The 20,041-nt window shown below is 45.0% G+C and carries 13 protein-coding genes; 9 read left to right on the top strand and 4 right to left on the bottom strand.

Annotation, left to right across the window (positions count from 1 at the left end; genetic code table 11):
- Positions 1-262 precede the first annotated feature (262 nt).
- On the top strand, positions 263-1,336 hold the full coding sequence (locus QUA24_RS03340) for a DMT family transporter (protein WP_333227190.1): 1,074 nt from the start codon (positions 263-265) through the stop codon (positions 1,334-1,336).
- 33 nt (positions 1,337-1,369) lie between these two features.
- Here QUA24_RS03340 and QUA24_RS03335 read toward each other — a convergent pair whose 3' ends face one another.
- Complete coding sequence (locus tag QUA24_RS03335) at positions 1,370-2,047, bottom strand: phage tail protein (protein ID WP_333227189.1); 678 nt, start codon at positions 2,045-2,047, stop codon at positions 1,370-1,372.
- Position 2,048: 1 nt separating this feature from the next.
- The gene (locus QUA24_RS03330) at positions 2,049-3,158 is read right to left on the bottom strand and encodes an AAA family ATPase (protein ID WP_333227187.1); all 1,110 of its coding nucleotides are present in this window, start codon (positions 3,156-3,158) and stop codon (positions 2,049-2,051) included.
- 47 nt (positions 3,159-3,205) lie between these two features.
- On the opposite strand from QUA24_RS03330, the gene QUA24_RS03325 reads away from it, so the two are divergent.
- The 4 genes from QUA24_RS03325 to QUA24_RS03310 all read left to right on the top strand — a co-directional run bounded on the left by QUA24_RS03325 (position 3,206) and on the right by QUA24_RS03310 (position 9,617).
- Positions 3,206-4,054 (top strand): M28 family peptidase, encoded by an 849-nt coding sequence (locus QUA24_RS03325; protein WP_333227185.1) that lies wholly within the window; start codon positions 3,206-3,208, stop codon positions 4,052-4,054.
- A 190-nt stretch (positions 4,055-4,244) separates the two neighbouring features.
- Positions 4,245-7,955 (top strand): hydantoinase B/oxoprolinase family protein, encoded by a 3,711-nt coding sequence (locus QUA24_RS03320; protein WP_333227183.1) that lies wholly within the window; start codon positions 4,245-4,247, stop codon positions 7,953-7,955.
- A gap of 581 nt (positions 7,956-8,536) precedes the next feature.
- Complete coding sequence (locus QUA24_RS03315; protein ID WP_333080899.1) at positions 8,537-9,184, top strand: sigma-70 family RNA polymerase sigma factor; 648 nt, start codon at positions 8,537-8,539, stop codon at positions 9,182-9,184.
- A gap of 112 nt (positions 9,185-9,296) precedes the next feature.
- A complete protein-coding gene (locus tag QUA24_RS03310) occupies positions 9,297-9,617 on the top strand; it encodes a 2Fe-2S iron-sulfur cluster-binding protein (protein ID WP_333227181.1) in 321 nt (106 codons plus the stop codon).
- Positions 9,618-9,928: 311 nt separating this feature from the next.
- Here the strand turns inward: QUA24_RS03310 and treS are convergent, their stop codons facing one another.
- On the bottom strand, positions 9,929-13,309 hold the full coding sequence (treS, locus tag QUA24_RS03305) for a maltose alpha-D-glucosyltransferase (RefSeq protein ID WP_333227179.1): 3,381 nt from the start codon (positions 13,307-13,309) through the stop codon (positions 9,929-9,931).
- 564 nt (positions 13,310-13,873) lie between these two features.
- Between treS and QUA24_RS03300 the strand changes: the two genes are divergently transcribed.
- Positions 13,874-14,104: a photosystem II protein, Psb35-related gene (locus QUA24_RS03300; RefSeq protein ID WP_333227177.1), complete on the top strand. Its 231-nt coding sequence runs from the start codon at positions 13,874-13,876 to the stop codon at positions 14,102-14,104.
- Positions 14,105-14,321: 217 nt separating this feature from the next.
- Here QUA24_RS03300 and QUA24_RS03295 read toward each other — a convergent pair whose 3' ends face one another.
- Positions 14,322-17,273 (bottom strand): AAA family ATPase, encoded by a 2,952-nt coding sequence (locus QUA24_RS03295; RefSeq protein WP_333227175.1) that lies wholly within the window; start codon positions 17,271-17,273, stop codon positions 14,322-14,324.
- A 275-nt stretch (positions 17,274-17,548) separates the two neighbouring features.
- On the opposite strand from QUA24_RS03295, the gene QUA24_RS03290 reads away from it, so the two are divergent.
- The 3 genes from QUA24_RS03290 (at position 17,549) to QUA24_RS03280 (ending at position 19,941) form a co-directional block, all read left to right on the top strand.
- Entirely contained in the window at positions 17,549-18,964 is a 1,416-nt protein-coding gene (locus tag QUA24_RS03290; protein WP_333227173.1) for an MBOAT family O-acyltransferase, read from the top strand.
- A 5-nt stretch (positions 18,965-18,969) separates the two neighbouring features.
- Positions 18,970-19,188, top strand: a complete 219-nt coding sequence (locus QUA24_RS03285) for a hypothetical protein (protein ID WP_333227171.1) — start codon at positions 18,970-18,972, stop codon at positions 19,186-19,188.
- A 93-nt stretch (positions 19,189-19,281) separates the two neighbouring features.
- Complete coding sequence (locus tag QUA24_RS03280; protein ID WP_445242581.1) at positions 19,282-19,941, top strand: SGNH/GDSL hydrolase family protein; 660 nt, start codon at positions 19,282-19,284, stop codon at positions 19,939-19,941.
- Positions 19,942-20,041 lie beyond the last annotated feature (100 nt).

The following is a 20,041-nucleotide window of genomic DNA, read 5'->3' as shown; positions in this document are numbered from 1 at the left end:
GTACAGGCAATGTTACGGATTTTTGTAGCTAACTTCTTATAGTGTGCCTTATTCATCGGGGTAGATGTTGTGCCTGTGTTCGCAACAGGCAAGATGCCTGTTCCACCTTGATTTTGTGGAACAGGCATCTTGCCTGTTCATAATGGCCGAGATTTGTGCGATCGCATTTAACTCAACACCAATATATAATTGTAAAAATTGCTTAACAAAACTACATCATCCCCACGAGAATCAATCTCATCAATTATCTGGAGCCATCCCCATGCAGCTAAAGCTTACCGATTCAAAACTGCCTTTTGCCCCGCTGTTGCTAATTGCGCCGTTTTTCCTGTGGGGAACCGCGATGGTAGCGATGAAAGGGGTGATGCCGCACACAACGCCGCTGTTTGTGGCATTCGTGCGTTTAGTACCTGCGGGTGCGTTGGTGCTGCTGGCGGCGGCATTCATGGGAAAACCGCAGCCGCAGGGTTGGAAAGCTTGGCTGTGGATTTCGCTGTTTGCTTTGGTTGACGCTACTTTGTTTCAAGGCTTTTTAGCCGAAGGTTTGGCGAGAACCGGTGCGGGTTTGGGTTCGGTGATGATTGATTCTCAACCGCTAGCTGTGGCGATTTTGTGTTTGTGGCTGTTTCAAGAAAAAATTGGTTTTTGGGGCTGGTTGGGATTAGTTATTGGCGTTGCGGGCATCAGTTTGATCGGGTTGCCGGATGGCTGGATTTTGGGGCTTTTTCCTCCTGAAAACAGGGAGGTTTCTGCGGGTATCGAACAGTTCTTTCAGGGTGGAGAATGGTTGATGCTGTTGGCTGCTTTGTCGATGGCTGTGGGTACGGTTTTGGTGCGCTGGGTTTGCCGTTATGTTGACCCGGTGGTGGCGACTGGTTGGCACATGATTTTGGGCGGTTTGCCGCTGTTGGCAATTTCTGCTGCAACTGAGTCTGAGCAGTTTGTGAATATCGATTTTTCCGGCTGGATGGCGTTAGCTTATTCTACTGTGTTCGGAAGTGCGATCGCCTACGGTTTATTCTTTTATTTTGCTTCGAGTGGCAGTCTAACAAGTTTAAGTTCTCTTACCTTTCTTACGCCTGTATTTGCTTTGCTGTTCGGCAATTTGTTCTTGGGCGAAGTGCTCAATCCGCTACAATCGATGGGAGTTGGGCTGACTTTGGTGAGTATTTATTTGATTAATCAGCGGGATACTTTGGGTGAGAAATTGCGAAAAGTGCGGCACGGTGAAGCGAGTGCAGAAGTTGAAGCAACAGGATTGTTAGAGTCGTCTGAGTTAAATTCGGTAGAGTTGCCGGTGCAGGTGCGGGTAGGCGAATTGGAATCAGAAGTTTAGCAGGTGGAAAAGTTTAGGCAAAATTGCCTAAATTTACCACTCGTCTTCTAAAGGAATAACAATTTTCTTGCTTTCAATCTCTACTACAAAACTTGTCAAACTGGGATTGTGTTGGTAACAAGCCATCAAATCCTTATGCTTGCGATATTGTTTGGAAATTTCCCGATAATATTCAGGCTTTTTGGCGTCAATTGTAAAATTATGTTTCTTGACAAGCTCCTTATTTAAGGTTTCTAAACACTTTTTGAATTTAGACTTTTTGTTGTCTTTATAATACAGTGGCAGCAACCAACACTCAATAGAGTGTACTGATATAGCCCAAATGATTCGCTGTTGACATTGACTGTAGAAATCTTCGCCAATTTCCTCTTTAAACTTTTCGATAACTTTTTCAATCAACTCTTTAGGAGTGAATTCGCCATTTTCATGTCGCTGTGGGATATCATAACCATGCTCTTCTGAAACATCAGTATCTATTTGGATAATTATATAGTCATTAAATTGAAACGCTTCTTGAAAATCTTTTAAACGGCAATAAGCAAAAACTTGACTCCAACTACCATAACCTTTAAATTTGTTTTCATCTTGTTTATCTCTTTCTGGTTGAAGCGGTCTAATATCTAGATCGGGATTCTTGAAATATCCTGCTAAAATATTTTCAATCACAATCTGGTCAGTCAATCCCTCAGTAATTAATCCAAAACTAATCATATTAAAAATTCTTAGGAAGTCCGCCGATATAGCCCCTCAAAAAAGCCTCGGATAATTTTACAGGTTCCTGTCCTTCGAGAGGTTCAGGTTTGAGAATGCGTCTAGCTTTAGTATGCCCTAATTGGTTGCGGTAGATCACAAACAGCCGCTGTTCATCATCATCTAAATCCAAACCGTCCAAAACTGCCGGGTTGTGGGTTGTGAATATAACTTGTTTGCCGTGTTTTTTGGATAATTCGACTAATTCTTGCATTAATCTGCGACACAATCTGGGGTTGAGGGAAGCGTCAATGTTATCAATTGCAAAAAATTTAGGCGTGAGAGCGCTAATAAATAAAGCGAAGTAAAAAAGCAAAAATAAAAAGCCTTCATTAGAACTTCTTTGGTCAAAGTAAGTTAAATCCGGGTCTAAGTATCTATCTTTAATTGGGAGAGAGTTTTGAATATTTGATAAATGTGGAGGAGCTTCAAAATCTTGAAACCAATCTATCAGTTGCAGCTTTTTTTTGATTTCATTAAGCTGCTCTTGCTTATCATCTGAATTCAAAAATTTTAAAAGTTTAAACAAACCTTCTCCATTAATCCCTAATGGTTGAATTTGGCCTTCTTTTTCAAAAGTTCGTAAAGCTTGGTTTTCAGGAGAGTAAATTATAAATTTCCATAGATAAACTATTTGATAAGCCTGATGTTTAAGAATCTTATTTTTTTCTATATTGGTGCCAATATAATAACTTACAAAATCTGGAAGTGGACTATAACAAATATAATAATTGCTGTCATTAACCCATTGAGAATAGGGAGAGTTATCATTTTGTAAACGAAACTTAAATTCTTGTCCATCATTCCACCTTAAGTCAATTTTTATCTCTTCAACCAAATTTTCATTTTCAAAAGCCGATCGCATCAATTGAGGTTCTGTAACTCTGATGCCCCTAGATGCTAAAAACTCGTTATCCAGCTTATCATCTGCCGCCGCAGAAGCAAGGGCGATCGCCTCTAGGATATTGCTTTTGCCGCAGCCATTTTCACCGATCAATACAGTTACTCGTCCTAATTCTAGCTTCAGCTTTTGAATCGACTTATAATTTTCGATTCTGACTTCTCCAATCATAATTCAATCCCATATAATCTTAGTGTACTCATTGTATCTCCGATCGCATGAATCTCAAGGAACGCTTGCACAGCCATCTGATTCAAATTGTACGCGATCGCAATCCATACCTCGCATCCGAAGGGCATTTTTATGCCCAGCAATACATCCGCGAACTGTTGGCACAGTGGGGAACAGTAGAAATTGACGATTTTTCCGTGCGCGGTCGAATTCATCACAATTTTATCTTGGATTTACCCCCCTCCGATCGGACGAGTAAGAAGCGGTTGCCGCCGATCGTAATTGGTGCTCATTACGATACTGCACCCGGATCGCCTGGGGCCGATGATAATGCTACTGGTGTGGCTGTTTTGCTGGAACTCGCAAGGGATATCGCATCTGGACCGCTCAAATATCCAGTGCAATTAGTCGCCTTCGATATGGAAGAATACGGTTGTTTGGGAAGCAGTCATCATGCAGCTAAATACAAGCAACAGCAAAAGTCAATCCGGTTAATGATTTCTTTGGAAATGTTGGGTTATTGCAACCCTAATCCTAATTCTCAAAGCTATCCCGCTGGCTTGAAATATTTTTATCCAAATAGTGGTAATTTTATTGCTTTAATTGGCACTTTCCCGACGGTGCCCGATTTGATTAATTTGAGTGGCAAAATTCGCAAATCTGGTCAGCCCTGCGAGTGGCTGCCGGTGCCGAATCGAGGTTTAATTGTTCCCGATACTCGCCGCAGCGATCATGTTCCTTTTTGGGATAATGGTTATCCGGCTATTATGGTGACTGATACTGCTAATATGCGAAATCCGCATTATCATCGAGGAAGTGATAGGATTGAGACTTTGGATTTGGATTTTCTGGCTGGTGTTTGTCAGGGGTTGGTTGAGGCTATTCGATATATATAGCAGTTTTATTTTAACGAACCGCGAAGACGCGAAGGGCGCGAAGGAAGAAGAAAGAAGATGAGAGAGAAACAGATATGATTTTTATGAGTCTCAGGTTCTGAATTTTATGAAATTTATGAATTGACTTTCAGATAATTTTGTTGAATAATTCTGAATCAGTAAAACAACAAAAGTCAGGAAAAAGATATATATGAATGCTGATTTTCCCGATCGCACTCGCTGGCAATTCTGGATCGATCGCGGTGGCACTTTTACCGATATTGTCGCCAACAGCCCCGACGGTAAATTAGTCATTCACAAGCTGCTGTCGGAAAACCCGGAACGCTACACCGACGCCGCAGTTCAAGGAATTCGCGAGATTTTGAGAATTCCGGCCGACGCAGCTATACCCGCCACCGAAATAGAAGCGATTAAAATGGGGACGACGGTGGCGACAAATGCTTTGCTGGAACGAAAGGGCGATCGCACAATTCTGTTAATTACTAAAGGTTTCGGCGATGCGCTGAGAATTGGCTATCAAAACCGCCCGAATATTTTCGCGCGTCATATTGTTTTGCCCCAGATGCTGTACGATCGAGTTATTGAAGTTGCAGAACGCTACAGCGCTCAAGGTGAGGAGTTAACTGCTGTCAATCCCGAGTTTATCCCGTCTTTGCAGCAAGCATACGATGAGGGAATTCGCAGTTGTGCGATCGTATTCATGCACGGCTACCGCTACTCGGAACACGAAAAACAAGTTGCTAAAATAGCAAAAGAAATTGGCTTTACTCAAATTTCAGTATCTCACGAAGTTAGCCCGCGGATGAAATTAGTTTCGCGGGGAGATACTGCGGTTGTCGATGCTTATTTGTCTCCGATTTTACGGCGTTATGTCGAACAAGTAACCAGTCAGTTAATCGAGGCAGATTCCGGGAACGAGGGATTATTAATGCCCAATTCCCAATGCCCAATTCCCAATGCCCAATTCCCCAAATTAATGTTTATGCAATCGAATGGCGGCTTAGTGGACGCCGCACAATTTCAAGGAAAAAACAGTATTTTATCCGGGCCTGCTGGGGGAATTGTCGGTGCAGTTCAAACGAGCAAAAAGGCAGGTTTTGATAAAATTATTACCTTTGATATGGGCGGAACTTCGACAGATGTTGCCCATTATAACGGCGAATACGAACGCGAATTTGAGACGGAAATTGCTGGGGTGAGATTGCGATCGCCCGTGATGGCAATTCATACTGTAGCAGCCGGCGGCGGTTCAATTGTCTTTTTTGACGGCACTCGCTACCGCGTTGGGCCGGAGTCTGCAGGAGCCAATCCTGGGCCCGCTTGCTATCGAAAAGGCGGCCGCTTGACGGTGACTGATTGCAATCTGATGTTGGGGAAAATTCAACCGGATTTTTTCCCGAAAGTATTTGGATTGAATGGAGATTTGCCGATCGCCCCTGACGTAGTAAACCAAAAATTTGGGCAACTAGCGGCGGAAATAGGGGGCGATAGGACGGCGGAACAGGTGGCGGAGGGTTTTTTGGCGATCGCTGTGGAAAAGATGGCAAATGCTGTCAAAAAAATCTCGCTTCAGCGCGGTTACGATGTTTCGGAGTATACATTGTGCTGTTTCGGCGGTGCGGGCGGCCAACACGCTTGTGCGATCGCCGATGCTTTGGGCATGAAACGGGTATTTATTCACCCTTATGCGGGTGTGTTGTCGGCTTACGGTATGGGTTTGGCTGATGTGCGGGCTATTCGCGAAAGGGCGATCGAGCAACAATTAAATGCAGAATTATTACCTGAGTTGCATCATATTTTAACCGAATTGGAGGCTGATGGAAAGAGGGAATTGAACCGCAGAGGCGCAGAGAACACAGAGAATGAGTCAGAGGTTTTAGTTGTTAGCAAGTTGCGCTTAAAATATCAGGGAAGTGACTCGGTTTTGGCGGTCAATTTTGCTGACAATATTGAGGAGATGCAGGCTGAATTTGAAGCAGCCCACCGACAGCGTTACAGTTTTATTATGCCAGAAAAACCGCTGATTGTGGAAGCGGTTTCTGTGGAAGTTGTAGAAAGAATGGATGTGCCGGAAGCATCCGCAAGTTCCCCCTCTGGTGGGACGCGCATCTTGCCTGTGCAACCAATTTCAACCGTGCAAATGTATGTTGCTGGGGGGTGGCGGGAAACGCCTGTTTATCAGAGAGACGATTTGCGATCGCACGACTGCATAGAAGGCCCTGCTATGATTGTTGAAGCTACGGGAACTAATATCATAGAACCGGGCTGGGAAGCGGAAATCACCGAAAATAACGATCTAATTTTGAACCGCAGATGCACGCAGATGGACGCAGATAATATCGGCGTTCATTCGCGTTTATCTGCGGCTAAATCCGATCCGGTTTTGCTGGAAATTTTTAATAATTTGTTTCGGGCGATCGCCGAACAAATGGGCGTCACATTGCAAAACACAAGTTCCTCAGTCAACATCAAAGAACGTCTCGACTTTTCCTGTGCAATTTTCGACCAAAACGGGCAATTAGTTGCCAACGCGCCCCACATTCCCGTACATCTGGGCTCGATGAGCGAAAGCGTTGAAGCTTTAATTTTAGCACAAGGCAATGCCATTCAACCGGGCGATGTTTATGTTTCTAACAATCCCTACAACGGCGGCACACACTTGCCAGATATCACCGTTATTACTCCAGTATTCGATCGTGATTCCTCCCTTCCTTTGTTTTATGTTGCCTCGCGGGGACACCACGCCGACATCGGCGGCATTACTCCCGGTTCCATGCCTCCCAACAGTACAACAGTAACTGAAGAAGGTGTATTGCTTGACAATTTCCTATTAGTAAGCGCGGGCAATTTTCAAGAAAAAGAATTACTAGAACTTCTGACAGCGGGGAATTTTCCTGTTCGGAATTCCGCTCAAAATATAGCCGATTTGCAAGCACAAATTGCTGCTAACAAGCGCGGCGCAGAAGAACTTCTCAAGATGGTAGAGCATTATGGATTAGAGACTGTGCAAGCTTATATGGGCTTCGTACAAGACAATGCGGAAGAGTCGGTGCGGCGGGTAATTGATGTTTTGCAAGATGGCGAGTTTACTTATCCGATGGATAGCGGCGGACAAATTAAGGTAGCGATTACAATTGACAAGTCTGCGCGCAGTGCAAAAATAGATTTTACTGGCACTTCTGCTCAACAAGCCAACAATTTTAATGCTCCCGCAGCCGTGTGCAAAGCCGCTGTTTTGTATGTTTTCCGCACCTTGGTAGATGACGATATCCCTCTAAATGCGGGCTGTTTGAAACCTCTCGAAATCATCAATCCCGAAGGCTGTATGCTGAATCCTCGCTATCCAGCGGCGGTAGTTGCCGGAAATGTGGAAACATCGCAGAATATTACCGATGCTTTGTATTGTGCTTTGGGAGTGATGGCGGCTTCTCAGGGAACTATGAATAATTTTACCTTTGGAAATCAGCGCTATCAATATTATGAAACTATTTGCGGCGGTTCGGGTGCGGGTGCAGATTTTGACGGTACTGATGCGGTGCAAACTCACATGACTAATTCGCGTTTAACTGACCCAGAAGTATTAGAATGGCGGTTTCCGGTGTTGTTAGAAAATTTTGAAATTCTGGCTAATAGCGGGGGGAATGGATATCATCGCGGCGGTAATGGAGTTGTGCGGCGAGTGCGGTTTCGGGAGGCGATGACGGCGGGAATTTTATCGGGGCGGCGGGTGATTTATCCTTGCGGTTTGAATGGGGGCGAAGCGGGTAAAGTTGGACGGAATTATGTTGAAACGGTTGAGGGAAAAGTTGAGGAGTTGGGGAGTACGGCGACTGTGGAAATGCAGCCGGGGGATGTGTTTGTCATTGAGACTCCGGGGGGCGGAGGATATGGTTATTTATAGTAGTAATATCAACTCCGGTAGATCGGAATTAATATTATCCACAGTCAGGACACGGCAGTGCCATGTCCTCGGTATCATTCTGATGCTACCGGAAACGATATAAGTAACAATAGTCCGGACAGTTTTTATATGGCCCAATGGCTTATTCTATACGACTTCGCAGCCCCTGTGGATAATTAAATCAATGTCAGCTCCACCCCTGACTTACATTTAATTCGACTTTATTTATGATCCTTGCCCCGCGTAAGCGTGTAGTCTCGTTCCCAAAACTGTCCGGAGTAATGAAGTAAGCGAACACTTTTAATTTATCGTGGTGAACCGACACGCATTGTTCCGGTGAAGATTCTTTTTTATGGGAAGTAATATAGCCAGAGTTTTTGATAACTTTTCTGGTGTATGAAAAGCTCGATCGCACGGGTTAACACCACACACTATCTTGAAAAAGCCGCAAAATGCCATAAATACCGCTCTGCGAGCATCGTACCGCTAAAAAATCACCCTCAACTCTGGAATGTCGATCGACAAATCGTGTAGAATCGGGCTGCACCAGCATTTATTCTCCAAGCTATTCCAGAACAATTGTGCAAACACCTAATTTTTCAGAACTCAACCATCCTGTAGTCAAATCCCTGTTCCATCACAGCGATCAGGAATTATTGACTCTGTTTCAAAACCATCCCGATCAGGGTCGCTTCTTCACGGCGATTTTTTGCCGCTATGCTCAAATTGTACACTCCCTGATTCGCCATTCCGTGCGATCGCCCGTACAAGGCGATTATCTATTTGCCCACACTTGGCTGCACATCTATCACGAACTCCGAGGCCTCGATTTGCGCCGCGAAACCCAAGAGTCTGATGGCGGAAATCTCAGTCTCCAAAACTGGCTGATTAATGTCACGGCCGTCTGCATAAATCAAGCTGAATTGCCCCCTGTTGAGTCGATTCACTACTCTTTGCAATCGGCTCCGCCTCCCCTGTGGTGTTACGTCAAACAAGCCTTGGAATTGTTAGCGCCGCTGCCGCGTTTAGTGGTGTTGATGGCTCAGACTTTCCGCTGGAGCGAAACTCGAATTGCAGCTTATTTGCAAGCAGAAGGCGAAGCTATTTCGCCCGCTCAGGTAAAGGCTTTACTGCAAAAAGGATATCAAACTTTAGAATCAAATTTGCCGGAGGATATTCGGGCTATTTATCTCGATGAAAATCTCGATTATCAAGAAGCACTTGTCTAGATCTACACCATACAAATCCGCCCTTTCTAGTTGTAGGGGCGGGTTTTACCCGAAATATTTGCTAGGACTAACAGCATCGTAAACCCGCCTTTTCGCGAGGAATAAGAAAAAAATGGCAGTTTATCAAGTTCGGTTGGTGAATCAGGAACTTGCGCTCGATCGCACGATCGCAGTACCAGACGACCAGTATATCTTAGATATGGCAGAAGATGCCGGCATCCGTTTGCCGAATGGATGCAAGCAAGGAGAGTGTTCTGCTTGCGTTGTCAAACTGCTGAGCGGTGAAATCGACCAAAGTGAACAAAAGTTTTTGAAGCCCTCAGAATTGCAAGCTGGCTACGCTATTACTTGTGTGGCCTACCCGCTTTCTGACTGCACTTTGTTAACTCATCAAGAACAAGTTTTATATCAAGCTGCTCTTTATTTTAAGTAATACGAAATCATTTTTTTACCATCTTTTCTTCTAGCCTCGCTTGGCGCGGAATTTGTTTGTAATACCAATTTCAAAAAAGAATGCAACAGTATTCTTGTTCCCCCCGCAATGCAGCGGGGGGGCTAGGGGGGTCGAAGAGTGTTGCACGATTTTAGGGAAATGGTATAAAAGAGCGAATTATATTCGCCAATCTAATCGTTATCAAAGCAGATTTGGTATGGTGTAAGGTGCGTGACTTTCTAGCATCTCGCTGTTAATTGAGGAACTAAAAAGCTACGCACCCTAACGAGTATAGATAAACCCGCCCTTAATTAATTCAGCAATTGTAGAATCCGCTGAAGCGGAATTTCCGCGAAATCTAAGCGGTAATTGAGTTCGTAGGCTAGCTCGGCAACCGCTTTTTCCAAAATGTAAGCATCCAGCAAAACTTGTAGTTCCGGTATAGATTTGGGCAAGAAACTTGCATCGGCTGCAGTCGCCAAATAACTCTTGACAAAAGTTAGGCTGACCCAGCGGTGCCAAACGTTCGCCCACTGCTGCATCTCGGGGAGATTTTCAGGGCGAATCATGCCGCTTTCTACTTCATTGCGGAGTGCCAAAGTAACAGCGTAACTTATAGATTGCAGCATTCCTGCAACATCTCGCAGGGGCGACCTCTTCATCCGCCGCTCGCTTAAGGGTCGATCGCGTTCTCCTCCGAAATCAATAATTACGAAGTCTTTACCTGTATAAAGAACTTGCCCGAAATGAAAGTCTCCGTGACAGCGAATTCTATCGGCGGTGATTCTCAAATTCAAAATAGACTTGAAACGTTCCATGAGCAAATCTTCGCGGTTGAGGAGCTTTTGCGCCGATTTTTGTATGTCTGGCGGCAGTTTGGACAGCCGTTTTTTCAGATCCAGCAAAGTTCTTCCCGCCAGATTTCTCATGTGTTGATAGATGGAACGCTGGTAAAAGGAGGTGAAGCTTTCTGGGGCAAAAGCGGGATTTTCTGCGTCAGACGCTAAAGCGAGGTGAAGTTCGGCTGTCCGTTGACCTAAAAGCTCGGCTGATGCTAAGTAAGAGCCGATGAGTTCGCGAGCCAATGGCGGAATTTCTAGGGATAAATCCGCTACTAGCGAGTTTGGCTGTCGCTGGGTTTGTCCGGTCAAAGCGTTCGGCAAATAATTTTCCGGGGCAGTAGATAAATTCTCGCCAGAATGCTTTGCTTCTACTGTCATTACTTGCTCGAAATAGTCGCGCAGTGTGTCTAATGTATAAGACCAAGCATCTACGCTGTCGGGGATTAATTTTTGTAGGATTCCGACTGTAAGGACTTGTTTTGCTGGTGTGTGATATTCCAATGCTCCGGCAATTGGAGCATAGTGTTGGATCGAGTTTCGCTCTGTTAAAAAGCGTCCGATTTCTAATTCGGGGTTGATTCCTTCCTCGATTTTTCGCAATATTTTCAGGACGAAGCGGTCGCCGTAACCTGCGGATGTATTGCTTTGTTCTTTTTTGAACACGTGAGGGTCGAGCTGCGATAAATCTTCTTCTGATTTGAATGCACTGTCGGCAATTCCTAGCAGTTGACCTGCAACACCTCTGTAACTGCGAGAATTGCCGATCGCCCCCAGCAGCGCGCTCAGAAAACCTTTCTCCCCAGCAGCATCAAATAGTACCCCGATTTCCTTTTTGGTTTCTGGGAAGTGCAGGCGCGCGATCGCCCGATCGTCCACATCGCCTTTAATCTCTTCCCACCCTAAAGGCAAAACGTAAGTTTCCGGCATACCTTCAGTATAATTCAACCGCAAAAACAGAATGTAAACTTGAGATTCCTCTCCCGCGCTATCTTTATATTCAATCGGTACAACCTCACTTATTTCTAAAGATTGAATTGTCCTATCAGAACCGCTAAACCAGCGATTACGCCGCAAGTATCCCGGCAAAAGATTAAGCAGCATATCGCTTAACTGACTTGTAGCAAAAGCAGTTTTCCAATTACCTATGACCGCCAAACTAGGCAAGTCTGTAGGATGACCGTGCGACGAAAAATCTTCGTGTTTAGCAGTAAGAGTAAACCAGTAAAACGTGTGAGGACTCAAACTCAAAAAATAAGGCGAATCGCCAACAGCAGGAAACTCCGTGCGGCCGAAAATCTCCACCGGAACAGCACCTTTAAATGGCGCCAGGTCTAATTCTGCTGTCTGGACAAAGCGTGACAAATTAGCCACTACGAGGATGTGTTCGTCTTGATAAGTGCGTACAAAAGCTAAAACTTTGCGGTTTTCCGGGTACAGAAACTCGCAAGTTCCGCGGCCGAATGCTTGGAAGCGCTGCCGAATTGCAATCAGGCGTTTCATCCACCACCAAAGAGAACTCGGATTCGCCCGCAGCGCTTCCACGTTAATAGATTCGTAGTGATATTCAGGGTCAACAATTGGCGGTGCGTACAGCCGCTGCGGGTTCGCGCGACTAAAACCGGCATTGCGATCGCCACTCCACTGCATCGGAGTTCTCACCCCGTTGCGATCGCCCAAATAGATATTGTCTCCCATGCCAATTTCATCGCCGTAGTAAAGCACCGGCGTACCCGGAAGAGATAGCAGCAAAGCATTCATCAACTCAATGCGGCGGCGGTTATTTCCCATCAAAGGAGCCAAGCGGCGGCGGATACCCAAATTAATTCTCGCCTGAGTGTCTTGAGCGTAAACCCGATACATATAATCTCGGTCTTCATCACTCACCATTTCCAGCGTCAATTCATCGTGATTCCGCAAAAACAATGCCCACTGACAATTATTGGGAATATGCGGAGTTTGCTGGAGAATGTCGCTAATTGGGAAGCTATCTTCCATATGCAAAGCCATAAATAAACGCGGCATCAGCGGAAAATGAAAGTTCATGTGACATTCATCGCCAGCAGCGTAATATTCAACCGCATCCTCCGGCCACTGATTCGCCTCAGCCAGCAGCATCCGGTTCGGGAATTTCTCATCTACGTGCTGCCGCAATTGCTTCAGGAATAGGTGAGTTTCGGGCAGGTTTTCGCAGTTAGTACCTTCGCGCTCATACAGGTAAGGCACCGCATCCATTCGCAGTCCGTCTACTCCCAGTGCCAACCAGAAATCTACTACATCTAAAATGGCTTGGCGGACGGCGGGATTGTCGTAATTCAAATCGGGTTGGTGGGAATAAAAACGGTGCCAGTAATAAGCTTTTGCTACCGCATCCCAAGCCCAATTAGATGTTTCAAAATCTTGGAAAATAATCCGAGCATCTTGATATTTTTCCGGCGTGTCACTCCACACATAAAAATCTCTTTCGTTACTGCCTTTCGGGGCGCGACGCGCTCGCTGAAACCAAGCGTGCTGGTCGGAAGTGTGGTTAACAATTAACTCAATAATGACCCTAATTCCCCGTTGATGCGCTGCTTCTAAAAGGTCTTTAAAGTCCTCTAATGTGCCGTAAATCGGGTTGACCGTAGTATAGTGAGATGTATCGTAGCCGTCGTCTCGGAGCGGTGAAGGAAAAAATGGCAGTACCCAAATTGCTGTTACTCCCAAGTTTTGCAGGTAATCCAGTTTTTCTGTCAGTCCTCTAAAGTCGCCGATCCCGTCTGCATTGCTGTCTGAAAAAGCCCGAACTGGTACTTCGTAAATAATCGCGTCTTTGAACCACAAGGGGTCGTCATTTAACATTGAGTTGGGCATGATTTGTAGCGATGATTGGTAATTAGTAATTTGTACTTAAAATTTGGTAATTGGGATTTGTTAGTTCCCATCCAAACCGATAAATCATAACTCATAATTTGACCGCAATTCCTCATGCCAGCGGCAGACTTTTAATCGTAATTTATTAACGCAAAACTTATGATTTCTTAACTATAAAATCTCAAAAATCTGTTTTGCTATTTCGGATACAGTTCACAATCCGGGTACTGTGCTAGCTACCGATGCGCGGTGCCCACCCTACCAAAGCGTGTCAACTTAAGCCTGAAACCCCTCTGTATCTCTCGCTGCTAGCCCAGTCTAGATCCCCCTAAATCCCCCTTGATAAGGGGGGCTTTGAGAACACTCTTGTTCCCCCCTTATTAAGGAGGGGTTAGGGGGGATCGAACCCTTGTTGACACTAAGCGCACCCTACAGACTCAGGATTAGGTGCGGTATTTACTACCTGCCGGACGGTTGCCACGACATTACAGTACCTTGACGTTGATTGCTAATTTTCGTTACATTAGTTTACATAAAGCAACAAAAGTTAAGGAAAAAGTAAAAATGACTATTGTAATCGCTCTTTTAATCGTCGGTTGGGTAGCAGCCTCAGTAATTGGCACTCAAGCATATTTCCTAGGCGAACAGTCAAAGCCCATCCACGAACGGAATTGGAACGATGAATCTTTTGAAAAATTGGCTGTAGCAATCACAGCAACAGAGATGGATTACAGCGTTCGCGTTCCCGCCTACAGCATGGATGCCTATGGCAGCCGCACCATGTCTAATTCTTGATATCAAGTAACAGGTTTCACCATTTTCAATAACAGGCATCTTGCCTGTTCCTAATTGTCAATAACAGGCAGGATGCCTGTTCCACAAGAAAATTGATCGTTTGTGGAACAGGCATCTTCCCTGTTTCTAATTGTCAATAACAGGGAAGATGCCTGTTCCACAAGAAAATTGATCGTTTGTGGAACAGGCATCTTCCCTGTTCCAAACTATTCGGCAACTACAAACTATTACCTACTAGCGCCGGACGAGACTCTTTTTTGCGAAACTGCAAAGTGTTATTTTCGCAGTCGATCGCAATTGTATCTCCCTCCACAAACGCATTTTCCAGAATCTTGTTAGCCAGCGGGTTTTCCAACTCCCGCTGGATAGCGCGTTTCAAGGGACGAGCGCCGTAAACCGGGTCGTAACCGACATCTGTGATATGGTTTTTCGCCGCATCGGACAGTTCCAAAGTGATTTTTTGCTCGGCCAACAAACGCTCGATCCGCTTGACTTGAATGCTGACAATTTGCCGCAGTTCGACCTTGCTCAAAGTGTGGAATAAAATTATCTCGTCCACCCGATTGAGAAATTCGGGCCGGAAGTGCGATCGCAGCGCTGTCATCACCCGTTTTAACATCTGTTCGTACTCTTGGTCTGTCTCCCGGTCTTGAGTCAATAAATTTTCATTTTCACTCTTGTTTTCAGTCTTGTTTTCACTCTTAGTTACAGTATCAACATCAACTCGCTGGGCCGACACCTCAACAGTACCGTCGGCAGCCACTTTATAATCTGTCTTTTGACTTGACAAATCTTTCGTTTCCTGCTTCCGACTCGCAGGTTTTTTGACGGTTTTTTCCTTCTTAGTAAACACGTCTAAAATGTGGTCGCTGCCGATATTGCTAGTCATCACAATTACGGTATTTCTAAAGTCAACCACTCGACCTTGAGAATCGGTAATTCTGCCGTCATCCAACACTTGCAGCAAAATGTTAAATACGTCCGGGTGCGCTTTTTCCACTTCGTCAAACAGCACTACCGAATAAGGATGTCTCCGCACTGCTTCGGAAAGTTGTCCCCCTTCATCGTAACCGACATATCCGGGAGGAGCTCCTACCAACCGAGAAACGCTGTGCTTCTCCATGTATTCCGACATATCGATGCGGACGATCGCATCATCGCTGTCAAACAAAAACTCCGCCAACGCCCGCGCTAACTCAGTTTTTCCGACGCCTGTTGGGCCCATAAACAAGAAAGAGCCGATCGGCCTCCCCGGATCTTTCATACCCGCCCTAGCGCGGCGAATTGCCGCCGCCACGGCTGTTACAGCTTCCTCTTGACCGATGACTTTTTGGTGCAAGTGTTTTTCCAATTGCAGCAATTTTTGGCGTTCGGACTCTAACAACCGGTTAACCGGAATGCCCGTCCATTTAGCGACAATTTCCGCAATATCGCCCTCAGTAACTTTTTCGCGCAGCAGGGAAGAACCTTGAGCTTGCTGTTTCAAAAGTTCCGCTTCTTTCGCTTCGCGATCGCGCACCGCAGTTTCCAACTTGCCGTACTTTAACTGTGCGGCTTTATTCAAATCGTAAGCCCTTTCTGCCTGTTCAATTTGCACTCGCAGTTGGTCTTCTTCTGCTTTCAATTTATTGATTGCATCCAACAACTGCTTTTCGCCCAACCACTGAGAGGACAATTTTTCCTGCTTGACTTTTAAAATGTCAATCTCCGATGTGATGCGTTCGACGCGGAAGCCGAGCCCGGGGGCTAGAGTACCTTTTCCTTCCCCTTCGATCGACAATTTTTCCATTTCCAACTGCATCACCCGGCGGTCAATGCCTTCCAATTCCACAGGTTTAGAGGTAATCTCCATTTTCAAGTGGGCGGCCGCTTCATCTACGAGGTCGATCGCCTTGTCCGGCAAAAAGCGATCGGAAATATAGCGAAAAGACAGAGTTGCAGCAGCTACCAGGGCCGAATCAGTAATTTTTACCCCGTGGTGGCGTTCGTAACGGTCTTTCAATCCGCGCAAAATCGAAACAGTATCTTCTACGCTGGGCTCGCCGACAAATACTTGTTGAAATCTGCGTTCCAGGGCTGGATCTTTTTCAATATTCTTGCGGAATTCGTCGAGAGTTGTAGCGCCGATGCAGCGCAATTCGCCTCTGGCCAACATGGGTTTTAACAAATTTCCCGCATCCATTCCCGAACCGGAACTGCCACCGCCGCCAGTGCCTACAACCGTGTGCAATTCGTCAATAAATAGGACAATTTGCCCGTCGGAATGGATGACTTCCCGCAGGACAGACCGCAATCGTTCTTCAAATTCGCCCCGGAATTTTGCCCCAGCAATTAAACTGCCCATGTCGAGGCTAAATAGCTGGCGATTTTTCAAAGATTCCGGTACGTCGCCGTTGACAATTCGCTGGGCTAAACCTTCGGCGATCGCAGTTTTTCCGACTCCGGGATCGCCAATTAACACCGGATTGTTTTTTTGGCGGCGGGAAAGAACTTGTACCACGCGGCGGATTTCCTCGTCGCGGCCAATTACTGGGTCGAGTTTGCCGGCTTTGGCGGCTTCTGTCAAATCGCGGCCGTACTTGCTGAGGGCGTCGGAGTTAGCTTCGCCATCTTGATCTTGGGCTTTAGCGTTGCTGCGGCTGCCTTTCCCGGTTTCGGAATTTTTTTCTTGGGCTTTAGCAGTGGCGCGGAAAGATTTGATTGCTTCTTCGAGTTTTGGTCGATCGAGTGTACCGGCTGGGGGTTTGCGATCGTAACCGGGGCGGCCCGGCGGCCCGTCGCCTTTTGTCAGCAACCTGCGCCCGACTCGTTCGTCTTCTACTAAGCCAATTAATAAATGTTCAACGGCGATAAAATTATCTTGCCAAGTCGCCCTGGTGGCCTCGGCAACATCTAACATAACTTCTAAGCCGCGACCGAGGTATAGTTGGTCAGCGTTGGCAACTCTGGGCTGTCGTTTGGCAAAAGCATCTAACTGCTGGGCCAAGCGGGGGGCATCGACTCCAGCTTTGCTGAGAATGCTGTTTGCCTGGCCTTGCTGTTCGAGAAGGGCGATGGCTAAATGTTCAACCTCTAGCTGCTGATTGGCAAAGCGGCGGGCTACATCCTGGGATTTGACAATGGCTTCCCAGGCTTGATCTGTAAATTTGCTAGGGTCTGTTGGCTGCACGTTGGTTCCTCGCAATCAAGGGGATTCCTGTTGTTATCCGTTAATACATCGTCTCACAACCATCATAATCTTTAAACAGGATTATGAATTTATGAGTGCGGTTAACTAAGGCGGAACTTGTGACCTAATTGACCTGTTGCAAAAGCTTACACTCCGCAATCCACCCCGAAATTTGGTGCGTTCAGACCCACTCTGGCGATTCCCTTCGGGATAGGTTGGGTGGCCGTACTTATAAAAATATTGCCAGCAACAAGATTTTTTATCGGCTGAGATATATGCTATTTCCCACTTACCAATTTTTAGTATTTTTCCTAATTATTTTTAGCCTGATCGTCTCTGTGAAGCCCCAAGTCGATTTGTATAAAATTGTCTTGTTAGTTGCGAGTTTATTATTTTATTCGTTTTGGAGTTTTGACTTTCTCTTGCTCCTCATTTTCTCTACAGTCTACAATTATATCATTCTCCGGGTTCTCTGCAAGAGTAAGTATAAAAAATTTGCTTTAATCTCCGGTCTAATTTTCAACATTGGCTATCTCGGCATCTTTAAATATTGCAACTTCTTTGTAACTTCTTTATTTGAGGTACTGAACCAGCTACAAATTCCAGCCAACTTTCCAGTTTTGCAAATAATCGCCCCCGTCGGCGTGTCGTTCTACACTTTTAGAATGATTTCTCATTTAATCGACTGCTACCAGCAAAAAATCCCTTGTCCGAAATTTGTAGACTATGCCACCTACATTACCTATTTTCCGCAAATTGCCTCCGGGCCAATCTCGCGAGCTCGCGAATTTTACTCGCAGCTAAATTCACAGGAAAAATACGACTATAAAATTGAAGAAGTTATAGTTTTGATTTTGTCTGGACTCTTCAAAAAATATACTTTAGCCAGCTTTTTGTTTAACTTCACTGACTTGCCATTCAAAGTCCCCCAGCAGTACAGCAGCATCGATTTAATCCTCGCGGCAATTTCCTATTCCTGTCTAATTTACGTAGATTTCAGCGGCTACTCGGATTTAGCCAACGGCATCTCCTGTTTGCTGGGTTTTAAACCCATTGCCAACTTTAATATGCCATACCGATCGCTCAGCCTGCAAGAATTTTGGAAAAGGTGGCACATCAGTCTTTCCGAGTGGCTGAGGGATTACGTTTACTTTCCCTTTGGCGGCAACAAATATGGCAAGTTGAGGAAGTACGTAAATTTACTGATGACAATGGCGATCGGTGGATTGTGGCACGGCGCAGGTTTAAACTTTATTTTCTGGGGAGCAATTCACGGTTTAGGATTAATTGTCAACCATTTATGTAAAGATATCCCCCAAGCTATCCACTTTAAATTAGACTATGCCTTTCCCAGATTGGCTAAATTTTGCAGTTGGCTGCTAACATTTACTTTTGTTACTTGTAGCTGGGTATTTTTCGGCACTCCCAACTGGGAAACGGCGGTGAGTTTTTTTCAAGGAATTGTCAATCCTGCTGTAGCCACTTTTCAATTTAACTTTTGGCAATTGTATTTAGTAATTGCAGTCATTGGCGCTATCAACTTGTGGGGCGATCGCATCTCCCAACTATTGCAAACCGTATTGTCCTTAAAAAACATTTTCTTTCGGGTTGTCTTAGTTTCACTGCTCGTGTATACTATCTTGATGTTGGGGCCAAGTACCATGCCGCCTTTTATTTACTTTAATTTCTAAGAAATATGAAAGACCGGGAATTTTTGCTGATTGTTACTTCTGTAATTCTCACTTTAATATTTTCAAACTTATCATTATTTCTGAAAAGCTTCGCTTCAACTCCTTTCGCCAGTGCAGAAATTAAACAAGCGGTGGGCCAGATCGAAATAGATGGTTTCCGAAAATCCGAACAAGATTTTTGGAGCAAAATTAAAGATATTAACTTCGACACCATCCCCAAATAATCAGAACTTCCTCCTGTCAAAACCGAAACAAAAACGGCCGTTCAACCCCCAAAGCCTGCTACTGCTAAAAAAACAACTCCAGCTAAACCCAAACTGACCATACCTTATCGCAAATTTTTATTTATTGGAGATTCCGTAATGTTCGACTTAGGAATTCAACTCCAGTACACTCTTAAGAAAAAATACAATATCGTCGATACCAAAATAGACTATAAGGTCTCGACTGGATTAAATCGGATAGATTATTATGATTGGTATGCCAGAACTCGCCAAATTCTTAATAATTACCAGCCGGATGTAGTGATAGTTTTGTTCGGAGCAAATGACCGTCAAAATATTATTGATTCTCAAGGAAAAGGCCGCGCTGTCCTAACCAAGGAATGGCAAAAAGCTTATCAAGAAAGAGTTGAAAGATATGCCAAGTTACTGGATTCGTCATCCGTCAGAAAAGTGTATTGGGTCGGTCAATCGATCCCTAACAAATCTTCGTATTTAAAAGCTTTTCCCATCATGAACGATATTTATAAAAATGCCAGCAAATCTTCATCCAAAATCGAATTTGTTTCTACTTGGGAGACATTTGCCCAAGCAGGAAAATTTGTTCCAGTAGTTGCTAATAAATCGGGTAAGCGAGGCTATGTGAAAAATAATGACGGCTTGCACTTTACCTCCCACGGAGCTCAAATTATCAGCGACTTAATCGTTGATCAAATGGTCAGCGACAAAATATTAAAAGCCCCAACCAAAAAATAACTATATTAGGTGGGGTTTCGTTGCCCAACTTATACTTTGGACATTTGACCAATTATTGCTAAATAATATATTTATTTCGGGGTTCATATTGGCTTTTATT

Source organism: Microcoleus sp. Pol12B5 (genome assembly GCF_036701335.1).
GTDB lineage: Bacteria > Cyanobacteriota > Cyanobacteriia > Cyanobacteriales > Microcoleaceae > Microcoleus.
Note: the sequence above shows the minus strand (reverse complement) of the source record. Positions and strands in the feature narration are given on the sequence as shown.